The following is a 12030-nucleotide window of genomic DNA, read 5'->3' on the forward strand; positions in this document are numbered from 1 at the left end:
CAAGTCTTTCGCGAGCAAGCTCGCTCCTACAAGTGAGTGTTCAGTCGTGGTGAACCTTGGCGCGCTTGAGCAGTTTCTTGCAGCGCTCCGACAAATGCAGCACCCGCAAGTGCTTGCCGGCCTTGGTGTAACGCTCACGCAGGGTCATCAGCGCCGCAATCGCTGAATAGTCGACAAAGCTCAGGTGACGGCAATCCAGCGTCACCTGGGCGGGGTCGTTGGCCGGGTCGAACTGGTTGAGGAACGGCGTGGTCGAGGCAAAGAACAAGGTGCCATGCAGGCGATAGAGCTTGCTGCCATCGGCCTCCAGGTGTTCATCGGCATACAGCTCGCGCGCCTGTTGCCAGGCGAAGTTCAGCGCCGCAATCACTATCCCGCACAACACGGCCGTGGCCAGGTCGGTGAACACGGTGATCACCGTCACCGCGATAATCACCAGCACGTCATTGAGCGGCACCTTGTTGATCACCCGCAGGGAGGCCCAGGCGAAGGTCTGCTGGGACACCACGAACATCACACCCACCAGCGCCGCCAGCGGAATTCGCTCGATAAACGGCGACAGGAACAGGATGAACAGCAGGATCATCACCCCGGCAAACACACCGGAAAAACGCCCGCGCCCGCCGGAGCTGAGGTTGATCACGGTTTGCCCGATCATCGCGCAGCCGCCCATGCCGCCAAACAGGCCCGAAACCATATTCGCCGCGCCCAGGGCCACGCTTTCGCGGTCCGGGTAGCCACGGGTCTCGGTGATTTCGTCGGTGAGATTCAGGGTGAGCAGGGTTTCCAGCAGGCCGACCATGGCCATCAGGAACGCATAGGGCGCGATGATGCCGAGGGTGTCCAGGGTCCAGGGGATCTGCGGCAGGGCAAAGCTGGGTAGGCCACCAGCAATGTGGGCCATGTCGCCCAGGGTGCGGGTCGGCAGGCCGAGCAGGTACACCGCCAGGCCCACGCCGAGGATCGCCACCAATGCAGGCGGCACCGCGCGGGTGATGCGCGGCAGCAGGTAGACGATGGCCATGGTCACCAGCACCAGGCCGATCATCACGTACAGCGGCGTGCCGCTGAGCCAGTGTTCACCGCTCTTGAAATGCTCCAACTGCGCCAGGGCAATGATGATCGCCAGGCCATTCACGAACCCCAGCATCACCGGATGCGGCACCATGCGCACCAGCTTGCCCAGGCGCAGCAGGCCGAAGGCGACCATGATCAACCCGCCCAGCAACACCGTCGCCAGCAGGTATTCCACGCCGTGTTGCACCACCAACGCCACAATCACCACCGCCATCGAGCCCGCCGCACCGGACACCATGCCGGGGCGCCCACCAAACAACGCGGTCAATGTGCAGATGATAAAGGCGCCATAGAGCCCCATCAGCGGGTTGAGATGGGCCACCAAGGCAAAGGCGATGCATTCGGGCAGCAACGCAAAAGACGTGGTGAGGCCGGCCAGGGCATCGGCGCGCAGACGGGTGAGGTTCATGAAGTACCAGGGTAATGCGGGGGATAAGGCAGGGAATGGTACGGAATTGAGCGGGGCAGAACCAGATTTTTAAGGCGAGCTACACCCTGTGGTTATGTCTGTGGCTGTGTCTGTGGCGAGCGGGCTTGCCCCGCGTTGGGCTGCGTAGCAGCCCCAAAGCCATTCACCGCCTATCTACCGGTATATACGCGTTGGCTGGACAGGGGCCGCTTCGCAGCCCAACGCGGGGTAAGCCCGCTCGCCACAACAAGCCCGCTCGCCACAGGGAGACTTACACCATCTCGTGGCGAATCCACTCCACCACCGACGTACGCTTCGGCACCCAGCCCAGCAACTCACGGGCATGCTTGCCCCGCACCCGGCTGTTGGAACCCAGGCCATAGTTAGCCATTTCATAGCCCCACTCGGCTTCTGCGTCGGCCAATGGCCAATCTTGCGGTTTGCCCAGGTTCAGCGCTTCGGCAATGGCGGTGGTCATGTCGATAAACGCCGCTTCGCTGCTTTCCACAAAGTAGAAGGTGCCCGGTACGTTCTTGGTCAGTGCCAGCAGGTACAGCGCCACCACGTCTTCGATGTGCACGTTGGACCAGATGTTCTGCCCACTGCCCACATGGCGCACCACCCCACTCTTGCGCGCCTGCTTGAGCAGACGCGGCAATTGCACGCTGTCGCGCTTCACGCCCAGGCTGTGACCGTAGATCAGCGTGTTGCAGATCACCGCCGAGTTCACGCCTTCGTTGGCAGCCGCCAGGATCAAGTTGTCGATGGCCACGCGAGCGGCCTTGTCGACGGTCGGCTCCGGCAAGTTGTCTTCGAAGTAGATGACATCGCTGGACTTGCCGCCCGACGCATCCCCCACGATGCTTGAACCGCTGGTGTGCAGAAATGGCTTGTTCGAACCCTTGAGCGCGGCCAGCAAGGTTTCAACGGCGGCGCGATGATCGCTGCTTGCGGCATTGATCACGGCATCAGCCTTTTGCGCTTGCTCGGTCAATACAGTTGCGTCATCCAGGGTGCCGATCACTGGGGTGATACCCAATGCGGTCATCTCGGCCGCCTGCTCGGCGCTGCGCACCAGGCCGGTCACGCTATGGCCTGCCTTGACCAGGCCGGTTGCGATGGAACCCCCGATAAAACCTGCTGCGCCGGTAACGAATACGTTCATGGAGAGTGCTCCTGAGTGGGTAAGTGATGGGACCAGTATCAAGGGCAGATCCCTGACGAATAAGCCCCTATTGCCCAATTCACTCTTGCGCGAAGATCACGAATCAGCAGGCATACCGCGTCAGCTTGGCTTGCATGAAGTCGAGGAAACACTGGATGCGCAAGGCCAGCTGTGAGTTACGGTAAAACACCGCATGGATCGGCTGGCGATAACCGCTGTTGAACGCCTCCAGCACCGGCACCAGGCGCCCGGCCTCGATGTCGTCGATGGTCATGAAGTTCGACAGGCAGCAAATGCCCTGTCCTTCCAGCGCCAAATGGCGCACGGTCTCGCCACTGGACGCGGCCACGCCCGGCTGGATCAGCCAACGGTCGCCCTCCACATGGCGCAGCGGCCAGTGGTTGAGGGTTTCGGTCTGGGTGAACCCCAGCAAGGTGTGGTTCGCCAAGTCGGCAACTGTAGTCGGTGTGCCGTACTGCTTGAGGTAGTCGGGGCTGGCGAGGATATGCAGCGGCGTACACCCGAGCGCGCGCGCATGCAGGGTGGAGTCGGCCAACGCACCGATGCGGATGGCGATGTCGGTACTCTGCTCCAACAGGTCGATGATCAGGTCATCGCTGTTCAGCTCCAGCTGGATATCCGGGTAAAGGCTGCGAAACTCCGCGATGTACGGCACGATCCCATGCAGCATAAAGGGAACCGCCGCATTGATGCGCAGACGCCCCGCCGGTTTCTTCTGGCGTGAGGACAGGCGTTCTTCCAGCTCATCCATCTGCGCCAGGATCACCTTGGCCTGTTCGAAGAAGTACTTGCCCTCCTCGGTCAGGTCCATGCGTCGCGTGGTGCGATTAATCAGCGTGGTATCAAGCTTGGCTTCCAGCCGCGACAAGGTGCGGCTGACCGCCGAGGGCGTTTGCCCGACCTGTTCTGCGGCAGCGGAAATCGAACCGCATTCAATCACGCTGACGAAGATCTGTAGCTCATCGGATCGGGCTTTCACAGGCGCTCCTCGTTATCGGTTCACCGCAGCTTACACCGAGAAATTGAAGATCTGCGCCAGATGCTGCTCGTAGCGCGCCACGTCAGCCTCGATCGCCGGGCGCTTCATCACGTCCACGCACAAGAAGGTCGGCAGGCCGGTCATGCCAAGGAACTCGTTGGCCTTGTGGAACGGAAAGTACACCGCGTCCACCCCCTTGGCTTCGAAGAAGTCGGTCGGATCGTCGAAGGCTTGCTGCGGCGCGTTCCAGGTCAGCGAGAGCATGTATTGCTTGCCCTGGATCAGGCCGCCGCTGCCATATTTCTGCGAGGCATCGGAGCGCGTGCGGCCGTCGCTGGCGTAGAGGCTGCCGTGGCCTTCGGTGAAGACTTCGTCGATGTATTTCTTGACGATCCACGGCGCGCCCATCCACCAGCCGGGCATCTGGTAGATGATCACGTCGGCCCAGAGGAATTTGGCGACCTCTTCGGCCACGTCGTAGCCTTCGTCGATGTGGGTGACTTTCACGTCGATGCCAGCACGGTCCAGCACGGCCACGGCGGCATCATGCAGGGTGGTGTTGTAGCGGCCATCGGAGTGAGCGAATTTTTTGCCGCCGTTGAGCAAGAGGATTTTTTTCATGGGAGGGCATCCAGAAGGGTTAAAAATGTCTGCCGGCAGGCTATCGACATTGGCCCCTCGGAATAAGCGGCGGCACGGCAAAATACATTTGACCGCAAAGCACGAATACACCATCCATTGTTAACCGCTGATCAGCAGATGTGCTCCCAGCAAAGCCATGCCAACGAAGAACACGCGCTTGAACAACACGGCACTGATGCGCTGCCGCACCGCCTGGCCCAGCCACATGCCCAGCAGTGCCGGTACCAGCGCCAACAGCGAGGCGTTGACCTCCCCGCCACCGAGCGTGCCGCGCCAGGCCAGCCCGGCGGCCAACGCCAGGGTGGAAACCGTGAACGACAGCCCCAGCGCCTGTACCAACTGATCACGGTTCAAGCCCAAGGCTTGCAGATAGGGTACGGCGGGAATCACGAACACGCCGGTCGCCGAGGTGATGATCCCGGTGATCACGCCGCACACAGGGCCCAGCCAACGCTCGGTCTCAGGTTTTACCTTGAACGTCGGCAGGAACAATCCGCTCAGCGCATACACCAGCAACGCACCGCCCAACGCATGGCCCACCCAACTTCCCCCGCTCATGCCCAGCCACAGCGTGCCAAACCCGGTGCCGAGGAAGATCAGCAGCAACATCGGCCACAGGCGTTTAAGCAACGCACTCAGATGCCCACCGAACGCCAATTGCCACAGGTTGGTGATCGTCGAAGGGATGATCAGCAAAGCCGCAGCCTGCGCCGGTAACATAGCCAGGCCGAGCAAGCCCATGGAGACCGTCGGTAAGCCCAGGCCGATCACGCCCTTGACGGTGCCGGCCAGCACGAAGGTGCCGATCACCAGCAGCGTCAGGGCGGGGCCAATTTCTTGGTAGAACGCGAGGAAGGTATTCATGGGGGGATTTTGCGGTTTTTCGGTGACGCCGAAAATTCGCCATATACTGAGGCAGCCTCTTCTTTTGTGAGAGGCTGATGCCGCCTTCGCGAGCAAGCCCGCTCCCACATTTGAAATGCATTCCAAAATGTGGGAGCGGGCTTGCTCGCGAAGGGGCCAGTCCAGTCACCCGAGAACCCCGGCATGCACTTTGATTTGATCGACCTGCGCCTTTATCTGCACATCCTCGACACCGGCAACATCACCGCCGGTGCCGGGCGCAGCCATCTGTCCCTCGCCGCCGCGAGTGCGCGTATCAGGGCCATGGAGGCTTCGCTGGGTATCGATTTCCTGGAGCGTAACCGTCGCGGCGTCACACCAACGCCCGCCGGCAAAGCCCTGGCCCGCCACGCACGCTTGTTGCTGCAACAAGCCGAACATCTGCAGCAAGACCTGGCGGAATACGCCAACGGCATCAAAGGCCAGGTTCGCCTGCTGTGCAACACCACCGCCCTCAGCGAATACCTGCCGGAATTGCTGGCAGACTTTCTGTGCGAGCACCCTAACCTCGATATCGACCTGCAGGAGCTGCCGAGCCTGCGCATCACCCAGGCCTTGCGCCAGGGCACGGCGGATATTGGGATCATTTCCGACGCGGTGGACAGCCACGGCCTGCAAACCCTGCCCTTCCGCGACGACCCGCTGGTGCTGATCGCGCCGCTGGATCATCCGTTCACCGCTGGGAGTTTTGTCGATAGTCTGCAACACGACTTTGTCGGCCTCGCCACTCACAGCGCGTTGATGGTTTACCTCGAAGAACAGGCACTGCATGCCGGCTTTCGTATGCAGACGCGCATCCGTGCCGAAGGGTTTGATGGGGTTATTCGCATGGTCGCCCGAGGCGCTGGCCTGGGCATCTTGCCCCAGGCTGCGCTGGAACGTTGGCCGCTGGAACGCCGCTTCAAGGCCCACCCTCTGCAAGAAGCGTGGGCTTGTCGAAAACTGCTGTTATGCGCGCGCTCGTTCGAACAGCTGCCCGGTTATGCCAAGGCCTTGTTCGATGCCTTGGCCCTGCCCTTGCGGAAGAACCCGTAATACACCGCCGACAGGATCAGCAAGAACGGCACGCCAAACACCAGGGTCATCTTGAACGCGTCGGTGAAATACGTAGTGATCATCACCGCGCCCATCAGCACCAGCCCCAGCAACGTGCTGTAGGGAAACAGCCGCAGTTGGAACGACAATTTCGGCCCACCATGACGCTTGCGGTAGCGACGGAAAAACAGGTGCGTGAGGAAGATCATGAACCAGGTGAAGATCGCGCCAAACATCGAGATCGCCATCATCAGCGTGAACGAGCTTTCCGGGTACACCACGTTGAGCAACGTCGCCAGCGCAATGCCCGAACTGGACAGCAGCAACGCATTCAGCGGAATGCCACTCTTGCTCAACGCGCCCATGGATTTGGGGGCAAAGCCGGCGCGGGACAGGCTGAACATCATGCGGGTGGTGATGTAGAGCTGGCTATTCATCGCCGAGAGCGCGGCGATCAGGATCACGAAGTTCATCACGCCGGTCGCACCGGGAATGCCGATGGTCTGCATCACCGTGACGAACGGGCTCTGGGTTTGCCCGGCCTGGTTCCACGGCACGATGGCCAGCATCAGCGCCAGGGTCAGCAGGTAAAACACCACCAGGCGCACGATGGTCGCGCGGAAGGCTTTCTTCACCGCCTGTTCCGGATCGGCGGCTTCACCGGCGGCCACCGCGATCATCTCCACACTCAAATAGCTGAAGATCGACACGATCACCGCCATCCACATGCCGCTCAGGCCATGGGGAAAAAAACCGTCGTGGGCGGTGTAGTTCTGCACGCCGTACTCCGGGTTGCCGGAGCCGAACACCACGTACACGGCAAGGATGATGAAGCCGACAATCGCACTGATCTTGATCGTCGAAAACCAGTATTCGAAGTTGCCAAACGTCTTCACGCTGATCGCATTGAGCAGGATCAATACGCTTGAAAATGACACGATCCACACCCATTCCGGCACGTTGGCGAACCAGTACTTCATGTACATCGCCACCGCCGTGACCTCGGCGCCCACCGCCAACACAATCGCCGCCCAGTAGGCGTAGCGCACCAGGAACCCGGCGAGCGGGCTGATGTAGAACTCGGCGTAGGCACCGAAGGAGCCCGAGGTGGAATGGGCCACCGTCATCTCCGCCAGGCACCCCATCAACAGCAAGGTGATCAATGCGCCAATGGCATAGCTCACCAAGACGCTGGGCCCGGCATAACCGATGGCGTAGGCGCTGCCCATGAACAGCCCGGTGCCAATGGCGCCGCCGATGGCGATCATGCTCATCTGGCCGGAAGTGAGCTGGCGCCGCAGGCCCAGTTCGCGGTGGGTGATCTCTGCAAAGCCGTTGTCTGGCGTGGTCACGTGGTGTGCCCCTTTATTATTGTGATTGCACAGGTGGTCGGTAGGTGTGTCAGGTGACGCTGTTGCGGACTTTGAATTGCGGCTGGTCCCAGGTGTGGTGGTCGAGGATGTCGCCAAGGATTTCCACAGCGTCAAACACCTCGGTAAAGCTCGTGTACAACGGCGTAAAACCAAACCGCATGATGCGCGGCTCACGGTAGTCACCGATCACCCCACGGGCGATCAAGGCCTGGATCACCGCGTAGCCTTCAGGGTGTTCGAAGCTCACATGGCTGCCGCGCTTGGCGTGCTCGCGTGGGGTGATCAACTTCAAGTCATGGGCGGCGCAACGGGCTTCGACCAACGCGATAAACAGGTCGGTCAACGCCAGGGACTTGCTGCGCAAACTTGCCATATCGGTCTGGGCAAAAATCTCCAGGCCACATTCAACCATCGCCAGCGAGGTGATCGGCTGCGTGCCACACAGGTAGCGAGCGATGCCGGCACTCGGTGCATAAGTCGATTCCATGGCGAACTGCCGGGTATGCCCGAACCAGCCTGACAACGGCTGACGCACCACATCCACCAACGCCGGGTTGACCCACACAAACGCCTGGGAACCCGGGCCGCCGTTGAGGTACTTGTAGGTGCAGCCAATCGCATAATCGGCGCCCGCCTGATGCAGGTCGATGGGCACCGCGCCCGCCGAATGCGCCAGGTCCCAGAGGCTCAACGCGCCACACTCATGGCTCAAGGCGGTCAGCGCCTGCATGTCGTACATATAGCCGGTCTTGTAATTGACGTGGGTGAGCATCACCACTGCTACATCCTGATCGATCGCCTGGGGCAGTTCGTCCGGGCTGTTCACCAGGCGCAGGGAATAACCCTGTTGCAGCAGTTCAGCCAAGCCTTCTGCAATGTACAAGTCGGTGGGGAAGTTGCTCGCCTCGCTGACGATCACCTTGCGATGCGGCTGGCGTTGACGCTGCACGGTCAACGCGGCACTCAGCACCTTGAACAGGTTGATCGAGGTGGTATCGGTGATCACCACTTCGTTGTCACGCGCGCCAATCAAGGGTGCCAGGCGATTGCCCAGGCGCTGGGACAAATCCGCCCAGCCGGCGCTGTTCCAACTGCGGATCAGCCCGTTGCCCCACTCTTCGGCAATCACCGCCTGCGCCCGCGCCAACGCCGCCACCGGGCGGGCGCCGAGGGAGTTGCCGTCAAGGTAGATCACGTCCTCCGGCAAGGCGAACTGGCTACGCAACGGTGCCAACGGGTCCTGGGCATCGAGGGCTTGGCAATGGCTTCGAGTGGTCATGGGCGATCCTGGTTTTTATAAGTAAGAATGGACCAAATAATGAACGAAGTTTTAGAGAATTTTCGTGCAAAGTGGTAGGTAACAGGCTAATTAAGCTGTAGGAAATTCGAATTTAACCCCCAAACACGCGGATTTATTCTAACCATGATTCTCGACGCCACCGACCTGCGCCTCCTGCATTTCCTGCAACAGGATGGCCGCATCAGCAACCAGGAACTGGCGGAAAAAGTCGCGCTGTCGCCGTCCGCCTGCCTGCGCCGTTTGCGCTTGCTGGAGAGCGAGGGAATCATCAGCGGCTACCGCGCAGTGCTGAATGCGGAGCAATTGGGGATCGAGCTGGAAGCCATCGTCCACCTGTCCTTGCGCCAGGATGTGGAGGATTGGCACGAGACGTTCATCAAGAAGGTGCAGGGCTGGCCGGAAGTGGCCAGCGCCTATGTGATCACCGGCGCCAGCAACTATGTGCTGCGGGTGCAGGCACGCAACCTCAAGCACTTTTCGGACTTTATCGTGAACCACCTGAACCGCACGGCGGGGGTGATGGATATACGCTCGGAGATTGTGTTGCAGAAGATCAAGGATCGGGATGAGGTGTTGGACCTGGTTATCCGTAAGTAGGCTGAGAATGCCTTCTGTAGGAGCGAGCTTGCTCGCGAAAAAGGTACATCCGCCGCAGCGGTGTGCCTGGAATACCTTCGCGAGCAAGCTCGCTCCTACAGGGGGCGTGGCGTTTAGTCTTCGAGGGCGCGCACGCGCTGCATGCGCTTTTGCTCTACCGGCGCATCAGCGACCTGCAATTCAAAGTCAAAATCAATCTGCGCAAACCGCCCTTCCACGCCAAACTCGCGGGCCAACTGCGGATCTTCACTGAAGCGAATCTCGGCGATCAACTCATCGCGCGTCGCATAGGCAAAATCATCATGCAGGTACGGGTCGTCCGACAGGTTGATCTGCGTGGTCAGGTGCCGATGCCCAGGCGCCGAAATGAAGAAGTGAATATGCGCCGGCCGCTGCCCGTGACGCCCCAGTTGATCGAGCAGTTGCTGGGTCGGCCCGGTCGGCGGGCAGCCGTAGCCCGACGGCACGATACTGCGAAACCGGTAGTTGCCCTGGGCATCGGTCTCGATGCGGCGACGCAGGTTGAACTCGGATTGCGTCGGGTCGAACCACGAATACGTACCGCCGGTATTGGCCTGCCACACGTCCACAATCGCCCCCGCCAGCGGCTTGCCCTCGGTGTCACGCACTTGCCCGCGCATGAACAGCGGCACCGCGTCGTCCTTGCCATCATCCAGTCGCGCCTCATACTTCGACAGCGGCGCACCGGCCACATACAACGGGCCTTCGATGGTGCGCGGCGTACCACCGGATTTGCCGGCCTCCTCGTCGGCCGCGTCCATCAACAGGTCGAGGTAATGCTCCAGGCCCAGCCCGGCGGCGAGCAAGCCGGCTTCCTGGTGCTTGCCCAAGTCGTTCAGATAGTTGACCGCCTTCCAGAATTCTTCCGGGGTCACTTCCAGGTCTTCGATGATGTTCACGGTGTCGCGCAGGATTCGGTAGATCAACGCCTTGGTACGCGGGTTACCGCCGTCATTGAGGTTGCCGCTGGCTTCTTCGAGAAACTGTTGGGCATGGGCAGTCTGGGACAGTCGGATGGACATGGTGCATTCCTCATCTTGTAGTTATTAGGGTGAAAACCGGCTTAGCGGTCATCCTCATGGATCGACGACGGGTGACGGCACAGGGCATTCACTTCGATGGCCATGTAGGGGAAAAGCGGCAGTTGCATCAGCAGGTCGTGCAGGTCCTGCACGCTGTCGACATCGAACACGCTGTAGTTGGCGTAATGCCCGGCGATGCGCCACAGGTGGCGCCATTTGCCTTGCTGTTGCAGGCGCTGCGCCAAGGCTTTTTCTTCGGCCTTGAGCGCAGCGGCGCGCTCGGGATTCATATCGAGGGGCAGGTTCACGGTCATTTTTACGTGGAACAACATGGCAGGTGCCTCTTAGTGTTTGTCACGACGGAAGAACGCCAGGCGCTCTTCATCGATGGCCAGGCCCAGGCCCGGTGCGGTGGAGACATGCAGCTGGAAATCGCGGTACACCGGCGGTTCGGTGAGGATGTCCTCAGTGAGCAACAACGGGCCGAACAGTTCGGTGTCCCACGCCAATTTGTTCAGCGTGAGAAAGGCATGGGCTGACGCCAGGGTGCCGATGCCGCCTTCGAGCATCGTGCCGCCGTACAGGCCGATGCCCGCCGCTTCGGCAATGGCGGCCGTACGCAATACGGCGCGCGGGCCGCCGTTCTTGGCGATCTTCAACGCAAACACCGAGGCCGCACCTTCGCGGGCCAGGTTGAAGGCATCCTCGACACATTCGATGGATTCATCGGCCATGATCGGCGCCGGGCTCGACAGGTTGAGCCGCACCATACCGCCACGGTTGTTACGTGAGATGGGTTGTTCGATCAGGTCGATGCCGTTGTCGCCGAGCACCTTGCAGGCACGCAGTGCCACCGCTTCATCCCAGGCCTGGTTGACGTCGACGCGCACACTGGCGCGGTCGCCCAGGGCTTTTTTGATCGCGATCACATGGGCCAGGTCGTGGCTGACTTCACCGGCGCCGATCTTCAACTTGAAGATGCGGTGGCGGCGCAGGTCGAGCATCTTTTCCGCTTCGGCAATGTCCTTTTCGGTGTTGCCGCTGGCCAGGGTCCAGGCCACCGGCAAGGCATCGCGCACACGGCCGCCGAGCAGTTCGCTGACCGGCAGGTTCAGGCGCTTGCCCAGGGCATCGAGCAAGGCGCTTTCGATCCCGGACTTGGCAAAGGTGTTGCCGCGAATGCTGCGCTCCAGGCGCAACATGGCTGCGTTGATATTGCTCGCGTCTTGGCCGATCAGCAGCGGCGCGAAGTGGCGGTCGATGTTGACCTTGATACTGTCGGGGCTTTCGTTGCCGTAGCTCAGGCCGCCAATGGTGGTGGCCTCGCCAATGCCTTCGATGCCGTCGGCGCAGCGCAGGCGGATGATCACCAAGGTATGGTTTTGCATCGTGTGCATCGCCAGCTTGTGCGGGCGGATGGTGGGGAGGTCGACGATGATCGTTTCGATCGACTCGATGGCGCAAATCGGCATGGCTATACCCGTTG

The 12030-nt window shown here is 60.9% G+C and carries 12 protein-coding genes; 2 read left to right on the forward strand and 10 right to left on the reverse strand.

Annotation, left to right across the window (positions count from 1 at the left end):
• Positions 1 to 40 precede the first annotated feature (40 nt).
• From HX793_RS20290 to HX793_RS20310, 5 genes are all read right to left on the reverse strand, one after another.
• Entirely contained in the window at positions 41 to 1486 is a 1446-nt protein-coding gene (locus HX793_RS20290; protein ID WP_177052295.1) for a SulP family inorganic anion transporter, read from the reverse strand.
• Positions 1487 to 1757: 271 nt separating this feature from the next.
• On the reverse strand, positions 1758 to 2651 hold the full coding sequence (locus tag HX793_RS20295) for an NAD-dependent epimerase/dehydratase family protein (RefSeq protein ID WP_177052296.1): 894 nt from the start codon (positions 2649 to 2651) through the stop codon (positions 1758 to 1760).
• Positions 2652 to 2754: 103 nt separating this feature from the next.
• Positions 2755 to 3651, reverse strand: a complete 897-nt coding sequence (locus HX793_RS20300; RefSeq protein WP_177052297.1) for a LysR family transcriptional regulator — start codon at positions 3649 to 3651, stop codon at positions 2755 to 2757.
• Between the two features lie 30 nt (positions 3652 to 3681).
• Positions 3682 to 4272, reverse strand: coding sequence for an NADPH:quinone oxidoreductase MdaB (gene mdaB, locus HX793_RS20305; RefSeq protein WP_177059889.1), 591 nt, complete (start codon positions 4270 to 4272; stop codon positions 3682 to 3684).
• A 120-nt stretch (positions 4273 to 4392) separates the two neighbouring features.
• A complete protein-coding gene (locus tag HX793_RS20310) occupies positions 4393 to 5157 on the reverse strand; it encodes a sulfite exporter TauE/SafE family protein (protein ID WP_016974907.1) in 765 nt (254 codons plus the stop codon).
• Between the two features lie 183 nt (positions 5158 to 5340).
• Here HX793_RS20310 and HX793_RS20315 point away from each other — a divergent pair, with 183 nt between their 5' ends.
• The gene (locus HX793_RS20315; protein WP_177059887.1) at positions 5341 to 6231 is read left to right on the forward strand and encodes a LysR family transcriptional regulator; all 891 of its coding nucleotides are present in this window, start codon (positions 5341 to 5343) and stop codon (positions 6229 to 6231) included.
• On the opposite strand, the gene HX793_RS20320 is transcribed toward HX793_RS20315, so the two are convergent.
• Positions 6177 to 7583 (reverse strand): amino acid permease, encoded by a 1407-nt coding sequence (locus HX793_RS20320; protein ID WP_016974905.1) that lies wholly within the window; start codon positions 7581 to 7583, stop codon positions 6177 to 6179. The two genes, HX793_RS20315 and HX793_RS20320, sit on opposite strands and share 55 nt — an antisense overlap.
• Positions 7584 to 7632: 49 nt before the next feature.
• Positions 7633 to 8883 carry a kynureninase gene (kynU, locus tag HX793_RS20325; protein WP_177096863.1) on the reverse strand — a complete coding sequence of 417 codons (1251 nt, stop codon included), beginning with the start codon at positions 8881 to 8883 and terminating at the stop codon, positions 7633 to 7635.
• Between the two features lie 144 nt (positions 8884 to 9027).
• On the opposite strand from kynU, the gene HX793_RS20330 reads away from it, so the two are divergent.
• Complete coding sequence (locus HX793_RS20330; protein ID WP_016974903.1) at positions 9028 to 9501, forward strand: Lrp/AsnC family transcriptional regulator; 474 nt, start codon at positions 9028 to 9030, stop codon at positions 9499 to 9501.
• A gap of 113 nt (positions 9502 to 9614) precedes the next feature.
• Here HX793_RS20330 and catA read toward each other — a convergent pair whose 3' ends face one another.
• The 3 genes from catA to HX793_RS20345 are packed head-to-tail and all read right to left on the reverse strand — an operon-like array spanning position 9615 to position 12016.
• Positions 9615 to 10544: a catechol 1,2-dioxygenase gene (gene catA / locus HX793_RS20335; RefSeq protein WP_016974902.1), complete on the reverse strand. Its 930-nt coding sequence runs from the start codon at positions 10542 to 10544 to the stop codon at positions 9615 to 9617.
• Positions 10545 to 10585: 41 nt separating this feature from the next.
• Positions 10586 to 10876: a muconolactone Delta-isomerase gene (catC, locus tag HX793_RS20340; protein WP_038845065.1), complete on the reverse strand. Its 291-nt coding sequence runs from the start codon at positions 10874 to 10876 to the stop codon at positions 10586 to 10588.
• Between the two features lie 12 nt (positions 10877 to 10888).
• Entirely contained in the window at positions 10889 to 12016 is a 1128-nt protein-coding gene (locus HX793_RS20345) for a muconate cycloisomerase family protein (RefSeq protein WP_177096861.1), read from the reverse strand.
• Between the last annotated feature and the right edge of the window lie 14 nt (positions 12017 to 12030).

The organism is Pseudomonas reactans (genome assembly GCF_013387025.1).
Taxonomy (GTDB): domain Bacteria; phylum Pseudomonadota; class Gammaproteobacteria; order Pseudomonadales; family Pseudomonadaceae; genus Aquipseudomonas; species Aquipseudomonas reactans.